At 44.6% G+C, this 17913-nt stretch carries 20 protein-coding genes and 1 pseudogene; 12 read left to right on the forward strand and 9 right to left on the reverse strand.

Annotated features, from left to right (window positions below; translation table 11 throughout):
* Positions 1-33 precede the first annotated feature (33 nt).
* Positions 34-951, forward strand: a complete 918-nt coding sequence (locus BLS15_RS22355; protein ID WP_021253552.1) for an alpha/beta hydrolase — start codon at positions 34-36, stop codon at positions 949-951.
* Between the two features lie 194 nt (positions 952-1145).
* Here the strand turns inward: BLS15_RS22355 and BLS15_RS22360 are convergent, their stop codons facing one another.
* Positions 1146-1670 carry a ClbS/DfsB family four-helix bundle protein gene (locus tag BLS15_RS22360; protein ID WP_021253551.1) on the reverse strand — a complete coding sequence of 175 codons (525 nt, stop codon included), beginning with the start codon at positions 1668-1670 and terminating at the stop codon, positions 1146-1148.
* Positions 1671-1952: 282 nt separating this feature from the next.
* Here BLS15_RS22360 and BLS15_RS22365 point away from each other — a divergent pair, with 282 nt between their 5' ends.
* From BLS15_RS22365 to BLS15_RS22390, 5 genes are all read left to right on the forward strand, one after another.
* Positions 1953-2540 (forward strand): hypothetical protein, encoded by a 588-nt coding sequence (locus BLS15_RS22365; protein ID WP_021253550.1) that lies wholly within the window; start codon positions 1953-1955, stop codon positions 2538-2540.
* A gap of 5 nt (positions 2541-2545) precedes the next feature.
* Positions 2546-2992, forward strand: a complete 447-nt coding sequence (locus BLS15_RS22370; RefSeq protein WP_021253549.1) for a hypothetical protein — start codon at positions 2546-2548, stop codon at positions 2990-2992.
* Positions 2993-3134: 142 nt separating this feature from the next.
* A complete protein-coding gene (locus BLS15_RS22375; protein ID WP_175460823.1) occupies positions 3135-3701 on the forward strand; it encodes a MerR family transcriptional regulator in 567 nt (188 codons plus the stop codon).
* 196 nt (positions 3702-3897) lie between these two features.
* A complete protein-coding gene (locus tag BLS15_RS22385; RefSeq protein WP_021253547.1) occupies positions 3898-4491 on the forward strand; it encodes a hypothetical protein in 594 nt (197 codons plus the stop codon).
* A gap of 96 nt (positions 4492-4587) precedes the next feature.
* The gene (locus tag BLS15_RS22390) at positions 4588-6666 is read left to right on the forward strand and encodes a serine hydrolase domain-containing protein (protein ID WP_090513767.1); all 2079 of its coding nucleotides are present in this window, start codon (positions 4588-4590) and stop codon (positions 6664-6666) included.
* Between the two features lie 107 nt (positions 6667-6773).
* Here BLS15_RS22390 and BLS15_RS22395 read toward each other — a convergent pair whose 3' ends face one another.
* From BLS15_RS22395 to BLS15_RS22410, 4 genes are all read right to left on the reverse strand, one after another.
* Positions 6774-7469, reverse strand: a complete 696-nt coding sequence (locus BLS15_RS22395; RefSeq protein ID WP_028531442.1) for a hypothetical protein — start codon at positions 7467-7469, stop codon at positions 6774-6776.
* Positions 7466-8362 carry an ABC transporter ATP-binding protein gene (locus tag BLS15_RS22400; protein ID WP_021253544.1) on the reverse strand — a complete coding sequence of 299 codons (897 nt, stop codon included), beginning with the start codon at positions 8360-8362 and terminating at the stop codon, positions 7466-7468. The genes BLS15_RS22395 and BLS15_RS22400 overlap by 4 nt, the downstream gene beginning before the upstream one ends.
* Positions 8359-8730, reverse strand: coding sequence for a GntR family transcriptional regulator (locus BLS15_RS22405; protein WP_021253543.1), 372 nt, complete (start codon positions 8728-8730; stop codon positions 8359-8361). The genes BLS15_RS22400 and BLS15_RS22405 overlap by 4 nt, the downstream gene beginning before the upstream one ends.
* 229 nt (positions 8731-8959) lie before the next feature.
* A complete protein-coding gene (locus BLS15_RS22410; RefSeq protein WP_028531441.1) occupies positions 8960-9394 on the reverse strand; it encodes a DUF3995 domain-containing protein in 435 nt (144 codons plus the stop codon).
* A 220-nt stretch (positions 9395-9614) separates the two neighbouring features.
* On the opposite strand from BLS15_RS22410, the gene BLS15_RS22415 reads away from it, so the two are divergent.
* Positions 9615-10103: a tetratricopeptide repeat protein gene (locus tag BLS15_RS22415; RefSeq protein WP_090513770.1), complete on the forward strand. Its 489-nt coding sequence runs from the start codon at positions 9615-9617 to the stop codon at positions 10101-10103.
* A 226-nt stretch (positions 10104-10329) separates the two neighbouring features.
* Here BLS15_RS22415 and BLS15_RS22420 read toward each other — a convergent pair whose 3' ends face one another.
* The gene (locus tag BLS15_RS22420) at positions 10330-11586 is read right to left on the reverse strand and encodes an MFS transporter (protein ID WP_028531439.1); all 1257 of its coding nucleotides are present in this window, start codon (positions 11584-11586) and stop codon (positions 10330-10332) included.
* Between the two features lie 235 nt (positions 11587-11821).
* Between BLS15_RS22420 and BLS15_RS22425 the strand changes: the two genes are divergently transcribed.
* The 3 genes from BLS15_RS22425 to BLS15_RS29130 all read left to right on the forward strand — a co-directional run bounded on the left by BLS15_RS22425 (position 11822) and on the right by BLS15_RS29130 (position 13496).
* Positions 11822-12418, forward strand: coding sequence for a TetR/AcrR family transcriptional regulator (locus BLS15_RS22425; protein WP_028531438.1), 597 nt, complete (start codon positions 11822-11824; stop codon positions 12416-12418).
* A 70-nt stretch (positions 12419-12488) separates the two neighbouring features.
* On the forward strand, positions 12489-13190 hold the full coding sequence (locus BLS15_RS22430) for a Type 1 glutamine amidotransferase-like domain-containing protein (RefSeq protein WP_028531437.1): 702 nt from the start codon (positions 12489-12491) through the stop codon (positions 13188-13190).
* 156 nt (positions 13191-13346) lie between these two features.
* Positions 13347-13496, forward strand: coding sequence for a hypothetical protein (locus BLS15_RS29130; RefSeq protein WP_155987183.1), 150 nt, complete (start codon positions 13347-13349; stop codon positions 13494-13496).
* An 84-nt stretch (positions 13497-13580) separates the two neighbouring features.
* Here the strand turns inward: BLS15_RS29130 and BLS15_RS22435 are convergent, their stop codons facing one another.
* Both BLS15_RS22435 and BLS15_RS22440 read right to left on the reverse strand, forming a co-directional pair.
* Positions 13581-14294: an SRPBCC domain-containing protein gene (locus BLS15_RS22435; protein ID WP_021253536.1), complete on the reverse strand. Its 714-nt coding sequence runs from the start codon at positions 14292-14294 to the stop codon at positions 13581-13583.
* On the reverse strand, positions 14294-14611 hold the full coding sequence (locus BLS15_RS22440; RefSeq protein ID WP_231515034.1) for an ArsR/SmtB family transcription factor: 318 nt from the start codon (positions 14609-14611) through the stop codon (positions 14294-14296). The genes BLS15_RS22435 and BLS15_RS22440 overlap by 1 nt, the downstream gene beginning before the upstream one ends.
* Positions 14612-14836: 225 nt before the next feature.
* Here BLS15_RS22440 and BLS15_RS22445 point away from each other — a divergent pair, with 225 nt between their 5' ends.
* Positions 14837-15886, forward strand: coding sequence for a phosphotransferase enzyme family protein (locus tag BLS15_RS22445; RefSeq protein WP_028531436.1), 1050 nt, complete (start codon positions 14837-14839; stop codon positions 15884-15886).
* A 31-nt stretch (positions 15887-15917) separates the two neighbouring features.
* On the opposite strand, the gene BLS15_RS22450 is transcribed toward BLS15_RS22445, so the two are convergent.
* Positions 15918-16874 carry a helix-turn-helix transcriptional regulator gene (locus BLS15_RS22450; protein ID WP_028531435.1) on the reverse strand — a complete coding sequence of 319 codons (957 nt, stop codon included), beginning with the start codon at positions 16872-16874 and terminating at the stop codon, positions 15918-15920.
* 121 nt (positions 16875-16995) lie between these two features.
* Between BLS15_RS22450 and BLS15_RS22455 the strand changes: the two are divergent.
* Positions 16996-17866, forward strand: a pseudogene (locus BLS15_RS22455) (SDR family oxidoreductase).
* Positions 17867-17913: the final 47 nt, after the last annotated feature.

The raw sequence follows: 17913 nt of genomic DNA on the forward strand, positions 1-17913 counted from the left end.
ATCATGTATTTCAATCGGAGGAGAGTTCACATCATGGAGCGCTTGAATGATTTGGAACCAGGCATTCGAAGCATCGTTAAGGAATTTATTGAATCAGGACGTCCTTCTGCGAGACAGCAGAGCTATCAGGAGCGCCGTCAAGGTTATGTTCAATCGGTTGTGTTGGCAGGAGAAGCGGAGCCTATATGGGAAATCACTGATCATACGATCGATTCCATCCCTTTACGCATTTACCGACCGTCGTATGCGTCTAATCTTCCTGTTATGATCTATTATCATGGCGGATGCTTTATAAGCGGGGATTTCACAACGCATGACCGCCAGTTAAGAGCATTAGCTAACAAGGGGAACTCGATTGTGGTAGCGGTTGATTACCGCTTGGCACCAGAACATGCCTATCCAGCTGCTCATGATGATGCCTATAAGACCGCACAAATTGTGCGTGAACATGCCGTATCTTGGGGAGGAAATCCGAATGATATTACACTGGCAGGTGATAGTGCGGGCGGACATATTGCGCTAGTAACGTCCTTGCGGCTCAAGGCACAGAAGGAATGGATGCCAACAAGACAAATCTTGATTTATCCGATGTTGGACGCTAGTGGTTCAAGCGAGAGTTATCAACGGTACGGAGATGATTACGTGATCACTCGCGACGCACTGCTCAGCGGTTTTGAAGCTTATTTCGGAGACATTCCGGCAAAACATCCAGAGGCAAGTCCTATTCAGCGCAGCGACTTGGAAGGATTGCCATACACACATATTCTTCTTGCCGAATTCGATCCTCTTGCAGACGAGGGAGAAATGTTGTATCGGCGGCTGCTTGATGCAGGAGTTGGTGCAGAGTGCAGGAAGTACTTCGGTGTCAATCACGGATTTTTCCAACTCGCGGGCATAAGCGGCGCTGCACGGACGGCCATTCAGGACGTTGCCTCTATTATGACGAGGTAACAATAGATACAATCATTTGCTTGAACTAGATATAGAAGAGTTGAAATAGATTACAGATAGATATAGATATAGATATAGATATAAAAGAAGAGATAAAAAGGTGAATAGATAAATTCCTAGTTGAATCAGCGGCAGACGGTTCATATCCGGTTACGAGCGTACTGATCTGTCGCTGTACAACTAGGATAATAGAGTTAAGACATACTCAGAAAACCTTTTTTCCATTTTCTGATTTTCGTACGGAATGATGTAAATGGAGCAACCGAATTAATATGTATCCATCGAGCCATCGGCCAATTCTGCTTGTCCCCTGTCCAATTGCGAACCCCTTGTATGAACAACGCCTCATCGTTATAGCTATCAATCCACTTCACCCACAGCTGTACGGCATCCTTAAGTTGATTCCTCAATTCAGTTAACGAGTAAGATGAATAATGCTCGTAGAAAGATTGATATAATGCACCGAGTTGATTCCACTTATACTCTGGAGAAGGCATATGTACGATTTCGCCTTCCTGTTCCTGCTTGTCCCACCCCATAACGAGATGCAGCCAGCCTAATTGATAGGCGATGATCTCGGCTGGAGTTCGATCTACCCCAGTGATCCGCACATCCCTTGCACTGTCCTCGATATCGTTGAATTCTTCATCAAACCGCCTGTAGGTATATTGGATTGCATCAATTAAGGCAGCCTTATTGTTGTAATAATATGCTGTCATCGTGTTATCCCTCCTATTCAGTTCCTGTATATAGTATGACATTGGTAACCTGACAACTGGTTGTCAACAATAATTGAACTTTGGAAATTTTGATTTCGCTGCAGAGTTGGAAAAGTCCTTTTGCAATCGGTGATATTCATAGGCTTTAATGGGATTGTTCCAAGATCCATGTCTGTCTATTGAGCTTGTTTTTAAAGGTCTGATAGAGTAATGATAGCAATAATGGCAATAAAAGGATTTTGGTCTATATCATAGTACATTACAGGAAGGTGCTTGCTAGGGATGAATAAGATGTTTGCCACGCTAAGTGCAGTCATCGTATTAGCATGTTCATTACTAATATACCATTTTGTAATGGATGATTCGCATGTTGAACGTACTAATTCTCACAGTCAATTATCGCTTATCGATGCACTGCATGTTGGAATGGTAGCGGCAAAAAAGTGGAATCCCGAAGCTGTCCTACTCTATGTGACAAGCGTGGATGACGGGTTAGGGAAGACAAGTGGACAAGAAGGTACAAGGAGTCGATGGAATTTACAAGTGGGTGCCCCGGCGAACAAGCGCGCTGTTATTGCGATTCGGGATGGAAAAGTGGATAAGGTCATACCTGGAATAGGTAATTACAATTCCGAATGGATGGTATCTACCGACAAGGTCAAGATTGACAGTAATGTGGCAGTGCTCAAAAGCATACGGTCAAGACATTTACTGCCTGGAGATGGATGGGCTAACGGCTATCACTTTATTCTTCAGGCAGGAGAAGGATTGACTACAATTACGGTGATTGGCCGAGATGATCAAGATCAACTGCAGCAGATCGAGTTCGATGCTGTAACGGGGAGGATATTGTCTGGACAAGGGGAGTGATTAAGATGAGAAAGTGGTTTGCAGCCATAATCATGTCAGCAGCACTTCTAGTTACCGGAGTATCTACAGCGAAGGCGGATATCACGTATATGAATGAAGATTTTACTGCTTATACAGGGGCAGCAGGAGACAATAACCCGGTGTTTGCTGGTGGAAAAGCTGCCTACATCGGTGGTGTTGCTGTGCATCCGACAATCTGGGGGGCGGGAAACTGGAACAAGCCTGTTTTTCCGTTTGGTACAATGATTGTATTAAATAATAATGAGAGCATATCGATTCCAGGCGGTTACGTGATAAACACGTTTGTTGTGGAAGATACAGGGGATCTCAAGAATACAGCTAAACTCTCATATCGTTGGATTGATGTCTATTTCGGGAAATATAGCACTGCCAATCATCAAGCGGCTATTAACTTTGGCAAAAAGAAGCTCAGTTATACGGTAATATCATAATAACTATTGGAATAGGGTACTACTGGAATCAGCATTTCTCCATATCTAAGGTGAGATGCTGATTCTTTCTGTTTTCAAGCCTTGCCTATGACGTTACGTCATAGTGTACATTGAAGGTAATATGACGAGAGGAGATGTTCTATTGAATGAACACATGTATACCGTTAAAGCTTTTGCAACACTAACTGGTGTTACAGAACGCACGCTTCATTTTTATGATCGGAAAGGGTTGATGGCTCCTTCTAGTTACAATGAACATGGACATCGTCTGTACAGTAAGGATGACATTTCAACCATGCAGAAAATTATTACTCTCAAATATTTGGGGTTTTCTTTACAGGAAATCGCGGATTACCTTGCGAACCATGATTCACCTCAAATGCGCGATACACTGCAAAAGCAGAAAGCTATGCTCGCGAAAAAAAGAGAAGAGCTTGATTATGTAATCAATACGATTACGCGGGTGGAGCAGATCATGCAAGATGAAGATTTAGACAGTGACCTGTTACTAGCGATCATCCACTCGATCCAGCGTGAAAAGGAACAAGAAGAGTGGCTATCAGACCGATTGTCACAATCAGTTATCGAACATGCGCTTCTAAAGCATCTTTCCCCACAGGAACGACTAAAATTTGAGAGGGAAATGCTCGCTATTGTGAATCAATTGCAGCATTATTGCAAATTAGGAGTATCGCGCCATCCGAAGTAGTGGTCCAGCGCACCATCGAGCACATGATTACGACTATGAATGAACACATTGCACCACATTATCAGGAGAAAATAGCGGAGTTAGATCTCGATGATCATTCGCAGCTTTACGTGTCCATATTCTCCAAGGAAGTAGAGGATTACATCAAAGAGGCCGTAAATCGATTTGAGGAAAATCAGTTAAGGAGGAGCTGAAGATGTCAAGCATCGTATCAGATGTACGTCATCTGATCTATTTTTCGATTATGATTTGGATGAAGAAACCAGGTAAGGAGCGGGGAGAGGCATTCTCCTATCATCAACATTCTCAGTTCAAAACTATGGCCATCTTTTTATCCATTTTACTTATAATCGAAGGTGTATTGTTTCATTTTCTCGTACAAATGTGGAGTGAACTTGCTGCATGGATCCTTTCAGCTATTAATATCTATGGACTGTTCTATCTGATGGCACTATATAAATCTGCGAAATACTTGCCACATCTAGTTGTGGACAATCGAATCTTTATTCGTTGTGGTTATCAAAACAGGATTGAAGTGCCCCTGAACAATGTTGTCGTCATACAGAAGGCCAAAGAAATCAGCATGGGGGAGAAAATTCCGAAAGATATGCATTATGCTGTCATTATCTGTGATTCCCCACAATACGAAATTGTTCTAAAAGAACCAATCGAGACAAAAGGGTTGTTCGGGAGGACGATCCCGAAACGTTCCGTGGTATTCAGGTGTGATAACCCGGAAGCTTTGCTGCTGAAGCTAAATCAAGGGATCCAACATGCTAATGGGGGGTGATTCGTCGAGATAAATCAGATGTTACTGGAAATAAACTGAACTTTCTTAGCGTTCAAACGTACTATCCAATAAGTACATAATTGGGGAGGCATAAGAATGAAGAAAAGCTTGTCTTTGGTATTGGCAATAAGTATGGTTGTTGCAATGCTTGTTCCGACGAGCGCAATGGCCGCAGCTTCAAATGGGGGCTTGAATTACTCCGCTACTAAAAAAGTTGCTACTGAAAAAGCTTCACTGTTGACGGACACTTTCGGTACGACAAGTGTTCAATATGCACTCATTGATCATGGTAACATCGTAGTATCTGGGCAAGCCGGTAAGAATGATGCTCAAGGAAAAGTACCACTGTCGAAAAACACGATGTATGGAATCGGATCAACCAGCAAGGTATTTACCACGGTAGCCGTTATGAAACTGGTTGAAGAAGGAAAGGTAGATCTAGATACTCCTGTTGTGCAATACATCCCTGAATTCACAATGAAGGATGAGCGGTACAAGAAGATTACACCGCGGATGCTGTTGAATCACTCTTCGGGGCTCCGGGGATCAACGTTAGGAAATAGCTTCTTGCTTGGGGACAATGACACGATTAACCATGATACGATGCTGGAGCAATTGAAGAAGCAGACGCTGAAGGCTGATCCAGGTGCATTCTCTGTTTATTGCAATGATGGATTTACATTAGCTGAGATTCTGGTAGAACGGGTGAGTGGAATGGGCTTTACTAAATTCCTTCATCAATATATTACTGAACCAGCAGCTATGTCTCATACGAAAACACCGTTGGACAATGCAGATAAAACAAAGTTTGCAGGCACGTATCACCCTGCATATGAAGGGCAGCTCCCTACGGAAAACGGCAATGTCATCGGTGCGGGGGGAATATACTCGACGGCTGAGGATTTAGTTCGTTTCGCGCAAATCTTTACAGGGGAGAATGACAAAATCTTGTCATCTACATCTGTTAAAGCAATGCGTCAAGAGGAATATAAGCGCGGATTCTGGCCAGAAGGAGAAGTCGACACGGTTGTGAACTATGGACTTGGATGGGACAGTGTAAAGCTCTATCCATTCAATAGATACGGTATCCAAGCTGAGAATAAGGGCGGCGACACGATCATGTATCATGCTTCGCTCGTTGTACTTCCAGAGCACAATATGGCAGCGGCCGTCTTGTCTTCAGGTGGTTCCAGCTCGACGAATGCGATGTTGGCGAACGAGATGGTGTTGCAGGCATTGAAAGAGAAAGGTACGATTAAGGAGTTACAACCTGATAAGTCATTCGGCAAGCCGAAGAAAGCGGCAATGCCTGCTGATGTTGCCAAGTATGCAGGTTACTATGCGTCAACCAATGTTGTCATGAAAGTGGCCATTGCCAAGAATGGCGAACTGTCTATCACTTATAATCAAGCGCCTGATATGCCCGCAGCGAAATATGTGTATACAGCAGACGGCACATTTATGAATGAAGAAGGAACGACGAAGATACGGTTCGATGCGAAAGACAATGGACGTACTTATTTATGGCAAAGTATGTACCTAGATGTACCAGGACTTTCTCAACTTGCTCTGACTCAGTATACTGGCGAGAAGCTTGAGAAAAATGATATCTCCAAAGAAGTTGAATCCGCATGGACGAAGCGCATAGGCAAAAAGTATTTTCCAGTGAATGAAAAATATAGTTCCCTCACTTATTTGCTTATGGATGGGGGTAAAATCAATAAACACGCCGATCTGCCTGGTTACGTGGACGATAAGACCATTACAGGCCCGGATTCGGCAAGTAATCAGGTGCAAATCCCAGCAATGGGCGGAAGGGATACAATGGAATATCAGTTCTTCACAAAGGACGGAGTGGAGTACTTAGATAGTTCAGGGTATATTATGGTATCAGAGGATACAATTAAACCATTGTATCAAGGTTCGAAATCTACAGTAACGATTCAAGAGGATGGTTATGCAAAATGGTTTAAGCTTCCTAAAGCTGTTGCTGGGAAGAAGCTGACCGTTACGACAATGCCTAAGCAATCTTCATTTGCAGTGTACAATGAGCAGGGGCATGTCGTACATTTCTCCTTATCATCAACAGGGAAACAAGGAATTGAATTGCCAAGCGGTGGTACCATTGTATTTGCTGGTGGAGCGGGAGCTAAGTTCGAAGTCTCGATTAAATAAGCAGAAGCAAGAGCAATCATTTCTTAATATGAAATCATGAGTCACTAGGTAATGATATAGCTGATAAGCCGCTGGATATATATCCGGCGGCTTTGTTTGTAGATATGCTAAGCAATTGTTGTTCTGCGGATCATGATGAAGGTAAGTAAAGAATGGATAACCGCCAAAGCGAAAAAGTAAGAAGCAAGCTGCGCAGCTGAATGGCTGCCGAACCACGAGAATATGTTGCCCCACCAGCTGTAGTACGTGCAGAGATAACTGAAGATGGAGGAGATGGCAAGGGTGACTGGAAATAAGATAAACATTCCCGTGCGGCCAAAACGACGGAAAAACATAGCGAACATGAATCCTAAAGTAGACAAATGAGCAGCTGTTGCGAAGTAAACCCACCATTGTTCGAGCAAACTCCCATCCGTAATATAAGGCAGGGTAAAGAAATGAAAATTTGCATCTAGCATTTGGGTAATACTTCGTTCACCAATAGACAATAATATCACAATTGTGGCTACAGTTACGCTGGCTATCAGGAACATTAATATAGTCCCGAAATAATAGTCTTTTCTGCGGATGCTTATTCCAAAAGCGAATGAAAAGTTCTGGGTCACGGCTACAATGCCGAGAATCAGTAAATAGATAAAAATGGAGACCACACCGCCGCTGTAGTAGCCTTGTTCCGGTTGAAGCAAGTAACCGATCAACACGTTGATCAGAAAACTAGGAAGCAGTACAAAGCACCACGGAGCGAAAAACCACATGATGTGATCCTTGCTGTACATTTTCATAACGGTTGTTACTCGATTCATCGCGTCTCCACCGCCTTGCGATCAGATTTTCTTTTTGTGAGGTGAACAATAAGCTGCTGCAGGGATACTGTTGAGAGATCAAGGCCTAACGATGCGGCTTGTTCTCGGATATGAGAAGTTAGATTGCCCAGCACGGTTGCAGACAATAGTCCGCCTAATGGCTGCCGATTGATGATGGTATGGCCTGAGATGAATGACTCGACCATTTCTCGCTGACCAACGACAGAGTAAGCACGGCCACGCAAAGCATCGCTTTCCTCATTCAAAATGATCCTTCCTCCATCGATCACAATTACATGCTCTAAAAATTGACTGACTTCATCGATTAAATGTGTGGACAGTACGATCGTTCGCGGATGTTCCGCATAATCTTCAATCAAGCGGTCGTAGAACAAGTTGCGAGCTACTGCATCAAGTCCAAGATAGGGTTCATCGAAAATGGTCAGCGGAGCTCGACTTGCCAATCCAATAACAATGCCAACGGAAGAAAGCATACCGCGTGACAGCTTCTTGATACGTCTTGTTAAAGGAAGATTGAAATCATTCAGCAGTTTGCTCGCCAACTCCTGATTCCAATTCGGGAAAATGGAGGGGCAGAGCTCAATGACGTCAATTACTCGAAAGCTGTCCGGATACTTCTGGCTTTCCTTAATGAAGCAAATCTTGCTCAGAACGCGATTATTCTCATAAGGCGCTTCTCCGAAGACAAGAAGTTCACCGCTTGTTGGAAACAACTGCGCCGTCAGCATATGCATTATCGTTGTTTTTCCTGCGCCATTGCGCCCAAGCAGGCCATAAATTTTGTTAGCTTCGAGTGTAAAGCTAACATCGTGTACGACAGTAACATCACCGAATGACTTGGTTAATCCCTGAACTTCAGCAATGGTTCTCAATTCGTTCGATCTCCTCTCTGAATCATGTCTGTTAATTGTTCCTTAGAAATGCCAAGCTTCTCTGCTTCGCGAATCATGGATACCACATACTGTTCGTAAAATAGTTCTTTTCGCTTTTCCATAAGTTTCGCTCGCGCTCCTGTCGATACAAACATACCTATCCCACGCTTTTTGTACAAAATGTTCTCATCAACCAGCACATTGACGCCCTTAGCCGCAGTAGCGGGATTGATCTGAAAAAAGGAAGCAAATTGATTCGTTGAAGGGACTTGCGATTCTTCAGGCAATCGACCTTCGATGATGTCATCCTCAATCCGTTCGGCAATTTGCACAAAAATGGGGCGGCTGTCGTCCATTGTGACTGTCATATCTACACCACCAAATTGGTTAATTACTCATGTAACTAACTATATAACCGATGGTTTTTTCTGTCAACCCACAATTACCCAATTTTCTAATGTGGTTCGATGCTGCAATCCAGTTTGTTAAATGGGCATAAGGGTTGTTGCAACGCTGAAGGAAATACAAAGACTCGCTCCCGGAAGGGGAAGCGAGTCTTTTATTCGCAGTGTGCTGTATGCAGAAGGAATCATGGTTTTATTGCTGCGTTCCACCAAAGAAAATAGATAGTAGAAATGCAAACGATAAGAAAGTACATAGAGGCACATACAGCCAGGTATCCATTTTTGCAAATTTCGTTTTGCTGATTCGCTTGAACAACCCGACATAATTGAAGTCGCCTATGACTCGCAAGGCGAATACGACAGCGCATATCCATGCGCCTGCTTGCAGGAGAACAGCATTGAAATGAAATGAAATGTAGGATGCACGCATAAGTAAAATGACGGCTGCAAGGGCGAGAAGACCAGCAATGACCAGGGTCAGTCCGGGTCGTGGAGAGAATGTGCGCTTGCCATTTCGTTCAGGGATTACAGCTGATGTGCCCCATGTACCGCGGCATGCCCAATATACATGGAGCAGGCTGATGAGAAATAGGATGCAGGCCGCAACAAGACTGATTACTGGTACCATCAACGATTCCTCCTTTTTTACTGAATGTAGGTTTGAGCGATGATATTTGCTGAAAGGCAATGTTGATTGACAAAGAGGACGGTAAGAGCATTTTAGATTGATAACAAAAGTTCTTACGTGATAAGATGGTTGCGATTATTTCTGGTAGATGAAGAAATGATTGCTAATTTCATTATAGATCCATTTATCAATTGGTCAATAAAGGAGAAGAACGGTAGAAATGGAAAGCACATATGAAGAAGCAGTTCAATTGAGGGCTCAAGGGCAAGCCGGGCAGGCGATAACAATCTTTGCACAATTGCTGGAGAAGGACCCGAATAATGCCGAGCTGCTGTATCAAATGGCATGCGCACACGATAACTTAGGATTAGAGAAGCAGGCGGTGCCCTATTATGTAGCAGCTCTTCGCAATCAATTAGATGAATCTCATCGACCTGGAGCTTTATTAGGCCTAGGAAGCACCTATCGGACACTGGGCCAATACGAAAGTGCGAAGGAGATATTGGCGCAGGGTGTGAGTGAATTCCCGAATCATAGAGAGCTTAAGGTGTTCTATGCAATGGCACTGTACAATGTTGGTGAGCATGCAGAAGCGATGAAATTGCTGCTGACAGAGTTAGCAGATACGACGAAAGATGCAGGAATCGCTAGTTTCGAGAAAGCAATTCGTTTCTACGCAGATAAGCTGGATCACATATGGGATGAGTAGACAAAATGAGTTTTCATTTATGTCTAGAATGGCATACCTGAAGAAGCAGGATTTAGTCATGCTTTAAAACGTTCACGAAGAAGCAGACTTGTGGTATGTTGTGCAGATACCCGAAGAAACATGATTCTGTCATGTCTCTTCGGGAAATACGTTTGTGGACTTTTTTCGAGTACAGATTTCGTTTTCTACGTTTACTCTGATCGTATCCTTTCTTCAATTCCTCTTATCAGCAATCATATGTTTTGTTGCTCGGCACATTCATTGAATGATCTGAACTTGGATCAGAACTTGCTACTGCAAAGTTGTATGCTGAGCGAAGGGTTTTATAACCGCCCATCATAATGCCAAGCGCAAGCACACCAGCTGCAATTGCCACCGTGAACCCCATATGTACACCAAAATGATCCACCATCCATCCAGCAAGCGCAGAGCCAAGCGCAACCCCGATACCAAGTCCTGTTGTTGCCCATGTCATTCCTTCGGTTAACTGATGTGAAGGAACGATCTTCTCCACCAATCCCATCGTGATAATCATCGTAGGTGCGACGGACATACCCGCAAAGAAGACAGTAATCGCCAATGTAGTTAGATTGTTGACGAAGAATAGAGGAAGCAAGGTTACCAATGCAAGACTAACCGCAATTGCAAATTGACGATACAACGGCATGTTGATTGTAAGTGTGCCGAAGATAAGACCTGCCAAGCATGATCCGATTGCGTAGACAGACAGAACGTAGCTGGCTGCGATGGTGTTCCCCTGCTGTTCGGCAAAGGCAACACTTACAACATCCACGGTTCCAAATATCGTGCCGATTGCAGCAAGCGTAAGAGCAAGCAAGCGCAATGCCCCGATTTTGAACACAGATCCCTGACTCGTGTTATGCTGCGGCTGTACTGCCGGTTCACTGCTCTTGTGCATCGTAAATAGTACAATGCCAAATGCCATAAATAAGCATGCGGCGAGAGGGCCAGCTTCTGGGAAAACGGACACGCATAATCCAACGGAAATGACAGGGCCGATAATGAAGCAAATTTCATCGACGACGGATTCAAAGGAATAAGCAGTATGCAGTTTGGGCGATCCCCGATACAGCTCCGTCCAACGTGCACGCACCATTGCGGGCATGCTGGGCATGCAGCCAGCCATGATTGCGAACAGAAAGAGCGTCCAATCGGGCGCGCCTAATCGTGCACATAGCAGCAGAGCCGATATGGAGATAATGCTTAACGCTGCTGCGGGACGAAGAACTCGTGATTGCCCCAACCGATCAACCAATCGGGATATTTGCGGGGCAAGCAGCGCCGAAGCGAAGGCAAAAGTAGCAGCGATGGCTCCAGCGAGACCGTATTCTCCGCGCATTTGAGCAATCATGGTAACCAAGCCGATTCCAGTCATAGAGATCGGCATTCTAGCGATAAATCCAGCGGCAGAAAAAATAAGAGAACCCGGAGCAGCAAATAATTCTCGATAAGCACGTAACATATTACAATGTTCCTCCTAGCTGAAATAGGGTAGTTTCCATTTACATACGAAGCGTATGCAAATATAATATTAACATACGTAGCGTATGTCAATAACAATCGAGGAAAAATGCGGTATGAAATGATTCGCTCCTGTATGTTATAAATCTTGTTAATTTCAAATTTTATTGTAGAATAGAACGAAATATAAAACTGAGCTAGCATCGTGCAAACAGCATAACGGTGCAGGAGGGAACATGGTTCGAAAAGCAAGAAAAGAAATGATCGAGGAGACAAAGGGAAAGCTGCTTGAAGCGGCAAGAGAAGCGTTCGGAACAATCGGCTATGCCAATACGTCGATGGATGAGTTAACTGCTTCCGTAGGATTGACGCGAGGTGCGCTGTACCATCATTTTGGCGATAAGAAGGGTCTGCTTGCGGCAGTTGTTGATGAGATTGATCAAGAGATGGATAATCGCCTTCACGATATTTCGAATGCGGCAGCAACGGCATGGGAAGGCTTTGTTGGTCGATGCCGTGCGTATATTGAAATGGCAATTGAGCCGGAAATACAGCGCATCGTACTTAGAGACGCGCCTTCCGTGCTTGGGAATGGATTTACTCATCCTTCTCAGTCTCAATGCTTAGCGACAATGGCAACAATGCTTCAGCAATTTATGGATGAAGGAATCATTGCGGTTACGGATAGTCATGCATTAGCACGGATGTTGAACGGCGGGCTTATGAACGCAGCCTTCTGGTTAGCTAATGCTCAGGATGCGGAGAAGGAGCTGGCCGTTGCGTTGCACAGCTTGGGAGTTGTATTAGACGGTTTGCGGATGAAATCAAAGTAGCTGCATCGATCATGTAAATCAATGAAATCTGTAAAAGATGATGAACAAGTAATCTCAGGAGGGAACGATGATGAAGCAAATTATTGCAATGGGAGGCGGAGGATTCTCGATGGAGCCGGAGAACCCTCTTCTGGATCTGTATGTCTTGCAGCAAGCTAGTTCGGAAAATCCGAAAGTATGCTTTGTGCCAACAGCAAGCGGAGATGCGGATGGGTATATACAGCGGTTTTATAAGGCATTTGGAGAACATGCATGTGAGCCTTCCCATCTGTCATTATTCAACCCTCCGACGACGGATTTGGAAGACTATGTGCTGAGCAAAGACATCATGTATGTTGGCGGCGGCAATACACGCAATATGCTAGTGTTGTGGAAGGAATGGGGATTGGATGCCATTCTGAAGAAAGCATGGGAGCAAGGCATTATTTTGGCTGGGTTAAGTGCTGGCTCCATCTGCTGGTTCGAAGAAGGAGTAACAGATTCGATACCCGGGGAGCTAACCGGATTAACTTGCTTAGGTTTTTTGTCGGGAAGCAATTGTCCGCATTATGATGGGGAACAAGAGCGGAGACCCAGCTATCATCGGTTAATGCAGGAAGGCAAGGTTGGACATGGCATAGCTGTTGACGATGGTGTAGGTATTCACTATTTGGATCGGAACATACATCGAGTGATCAGCTCCAGACCGCATGCAAGAGCCTACTGCGTAGAATCTAGAGACGGAATCATTACGGAAAACGAGCTAGTTCCCGCGTTCTTAGGTGAATCATAGGTGACGAATGACATAGGAAAACAAAGGGAAACAAAAAGTAGAAGTGAGTAGCACATAGAATCTAGAGAGAGCTAAAAAAGTAAAAACTATAAAAAGAAGAGAAAGAAATAGAGAAATATAGAGAGAGATATCTCAGCGAAAACCATGCAGGCCCAATTGAGAACGCAAGGGATACTCGTACGCCATTTTATGATGCCTCCAACAGAACATTTCCTAAGAGTGTCTATCGGAACAGACGAAGAGATGGAGCGATTTGTTGAAGCCTATGAAGTTATTTTGAAGCAGATGATTGGTTCAACCTCGTAAAATTCCATGCATCATGCAAATAGAAGAGCAGATCGTTAGATAAATAAACGATCTGCTCTTCTTCAATTCTATTTGGAATGATGCTTATACGCAATATGGAACGGGATAGCTGCCAATGCCACACGTAATGCTTATGATATCTCCGTTACGCCATGCGGTTAGGCTAACTTGCTCATCAATCGCCAGTTCACAGATGGCTGCTTCCAAGTCAGAGTAGCTAGAAATGGTCTTGTTGTTGATGTTCACTATGATGTCATCAGGTTGGAGTCCAGCAACAGCGGCTGGGGAAGAATCCTTAACCGACAATACCTTGGAGCCAGCCGGCTGCCCGTCTTGCGGATGAACAGTCATATGCTGAATGCCGATCCATGTTCTCCACATTTTTTCTCGTGAATCCTGACCGGTCTCGTATACGCTCTTCAAGTTGTGAAGGAAGAGAAGGGTTCCATACGCCATATTGTCGGCAATCGCTTGTCCCGCATCTCCAAAAGGAAGTTCAAGGCGGTACTCGATTGAAACCCGAACGCCAGCAGCCTCTTGGGTAAGTGTGGTAATGGTCAACGACATATCCTCGCCTTGCAGAATGAAATGCTTGCCGTGTTCAATTTCAGTAATGACGCCTGAAGTGCTCGCTCCCCATCCATGATCGAGTTCCATTCGACCGCCAACACGGAAATCAACACTTGCTTCCCTGGCATACCACCGAGTTAATTGCTCTGCTTCTGTTAATGCGCTCCATACCTTCTCAAGGGGTGCTTCGATCAGCATATCTCTCTTCACAGTTTGTAAGCTATTCATTAGTTTTCCTCACCTTCCAAAAATGTTTTGAGTCGAGTTAAGCGATCTCCTAATATGTAACCCATATCTTGCAAAAGGGATTGATAGGCAGATTGCAGCAAGGCTTGCTCCAAACGGTAAATTCGATATTTCCCTTGCTTCTGCTCGCTGATCACTCCTTCTTCTAATAAAATTTGCAAGTGTTTTTTAACGGCGGGTTGAGAGATGTCGAAAAACTGAACGAAATCCGATTGCGTTCGATCTCCTTGGGCAAGCATATGAAGAATCGTTCTGCGTGTCGGGTCACTTAGAACACGATAAATATCCGTAATATTCACCTCACACATAACCGTATGGTTATATGTTATTCAATGAAAAGGCCATTGTCAACAAAGTTGTTAACAAAATTTATATTTAATTTGGTAATATATCACTTGTGTGTGACTGTACATGTGAAAGAGTTGTTTAATAATTTGATATTTTCAAGGCAGATAGGCAGATTTATAGGATTCTATGTCGTTAGAAAATAATTAGGAAATATTTCTTGCGAGGGTGGCCAGATTATGATTACGAAAATGCATGTGGAGAACATGTTGCAGGAGTATATGGATGATACAGTTGATTCCTATCGATTAATTGATAATAGTTGGGAAGATGAACACAGGTATGTCGCGATCGTCAGCATGACGAGTGGGGAAAACATCGTTTTAAAGTGCTATAGCAATTCGTATACGGACAGCAGCAAGGTCGATGGGTGGGCCCATTTAGCATCTGTGTACCGCCGAAATGGCATTGCAACTCCACAATTTTATTGTTCGAAGAATGGCGCTTATGGGTCTGTCATGACAATCGACAATAAACAGTTCCATTACTGGGCAGAAGAATTCATGACTGCTAAGACAATAGATGATTTGGAGATCGACTTAGAGGATTTGGGCTCTGAATTTCTGTATCAACTGGGAGCCTGCATAGGGAGCATGCATTCTGCTGCCAAGCGAGAGAGGATCGAATATGCATGGAGCAGCCCGTATGTTCTGCTAGATTCAGACGAGGAAAACTACAGTGATGCACTGTCTTGGTATGAGCAGCTGAGGCATTCGCCAGCAGATGTTCGATTGGTAGAAGAAATATGGGAGATCTACAATCGCAAGCGCAAGCAATTAGAGGCGATATATCCATCTTTGCCTGCAGGCGGTGTGCAAGGTGATTTCTCGACAAATAATATTTTAGTAGATGAAGAGAAGGGATTTGCAGGAATAATTGATTATAATTTGGCTGGCAATGACAAATTCGTGACGTATCTGATGCAGGAAGGCATTTTTCTTAGCTTTGAATGTTACCGGAAAGAGTGGTTGCATCGAGAAAAATGCGCGTATATGGAGCAGCGCTTTAAGCAATTTTACAGCGGTTATACCCAGCAATACTCGTTAACAGATACGGAACGGGGTGCCGTTAATATGCTGTATAACATCATTCGGCCATTCCGTATGGATAAAGTGGACACGACGCTTCGTATTGCAGAAGAGGGGTTATGGCAAGAAGTCAACGAGCGGCTGCGCTGGATGCATTACGAGCTGACTCGCGACGATATATTGGAATTCTTGGAAAGCTAGCAGGAGGCGAGGGAGATCACAATGGAGTGCTCTATTGTTCTCCCTCATAAGTTGAAAGCATTTTTCGTATTTCACTTATGACTTTGTCTCGAAGTTCTGCTGGTTTAAGAGCTTCCATAGCAGCACCAAATCCTAGGATTATCTCTGCTGCTGAATCAAGTGTATGGAACTCGACGTCTGCACATGACCAACCGTTATGATCGGGTTCGATATGCAACCATTTTACGTATCGTTCATGCTTAAGGCGCTGGAGTAATTCATCTCTTACACGAATTCGTGCGGAGTACCGAGGCAGGGTAGACGTAAATTGTTTCGTGGATTCCTCCCAATAGCGAGCCAGATCGAATCCGTCAGGACGAGCAAAGGCTTCATTCAAAATTTCTGCGTTGCGTATCCGTGAAATGCGATAGCTGCGGAACCCGTCCTCTACCTGAGCCACGATATACCAAACCCCTCGTTTGGCAACTAAGCCAAGTGGCATGATGTCTCGAACCACAATACTGTCATGACGTTCATAGGTGATGCGCAGATTATGCTGCATCCATACAGCCTCCTGAACGATTGATAAGCATTGAGTACCCTCTTCCGTTTGGCGCCATCCCGCTCCATCGATGTGTATACGTTCTCTAGCGATGTCGGCGTCTCTCCTCATTTCAATCGGACTTGCGGCAAGCAATTTATGATAAGCATTGTCGAGTTCTTGTCGAAGACCGAGATCGTCAACTAATGACGAGGATTTCATTAGGAGCAATGACATCAATTCTTGCGGTTTCATTCCCGTCAATTGCGTTCGATACCCTTCTGACAAGGACCACCCTCCGTAGGAACCACGCTCAGCGTAGACGGGGATACCGGCGATACTGAGTGATTCCATATCCCGCATAATGGTTCGTTCGGAGACCTCTAATCGGTCGGCGAGGTCTCGGGTTGTCATCTTCCCGTAGCTTTGCAGCATGAGCAGAATCGACAGTAAACGATCAGCTCTCAAGCGGACTCATCCTTTCTTAGTTGCAAGGTGATCTTAGTGTATCATATCCAATATGACAGTTGCTGTCATATATGTCCCGATATAATGAGATCGAAGACATGTCGATTGAGGAGGACAATTCATGAAGCCATTACAAGACCAAGTTGCAGTAGTAGCAGGAGCAACCCGCGGGGCAGGCCGTGGGATTGCGGCGATGCTTGGAGAAGCTGGAGCAACCGTATATTGTACGGGGCGGAGCACACGATCCCTCCATTCCGATATGCAGCGCAGTGAAACCATTGAAGATACGGCAGACATCGTGACGGCTTACGGGGGAGTCGGAGTTCCAGTGCGCGTGGATCATACGAAGGAAGAAGAAGTGAAGGCTCTCTTCGAACGAGTTCGCAGGGAACAGAATGGCCGTCTTGATATATTGGTCAATGATGTATGGGGAGGAGACCCATTAACCGAATGGGGAACGCCGTTCTGGGAACATTCGCTTGCGGGCGGTCTACTCATGCAGGAGCGTGCGGTTCACTCGCATATGATCACAAGTTATTATGGATCTCCGCTAATGGTAGCGCGTAAGCAAGGGCTCCTTATTGAGATTACAGACGGCGTTGACTATCGTTATCGCGGCAATCTGTATTACAGCTTAGCTAAGGTGTCCGCTATTCACTTAGCAGCAGCGATGGCGGAAGAATTGCGCCCACACGGAGTAACTGCTGTAGCGGTTACGCCTGGATTTTTGCGTTCGGAAGCGATGCTTGAACTCTTCGGTGTGACGAAGGAGAATTGGAAGAAATGCGGTGAAGCAAGATCCGCATTTCATCATGTCGGAAACACCGATGTATGTCGGAAGAGCAATTGCGGCGCTTGCGGCAGATCCGAACAAAATGGAAAAGACAGGGCAATCCCTTAGCTCGTGGGGGTTGTCTGACGAGTATGATTTCGTAGATGAGGATGGGAACCGACCTCACTGGGGCAACTATGCTGCAGAACTTGGACTATAATCTGTCATACGGCAAGGGGAGCCTACCATTTCAAATTTAAGGCATTC

Source organism: Paenibacillus sp. cl6col, assembly GCF_900102125.1.
GTDB classification, from domain to species: Bacteria; Bacillota; Bacilli; order Paenibacillales; family Paenibacillaceae; genus Paenibacillus_B; species Paenibacillus_B suaedae.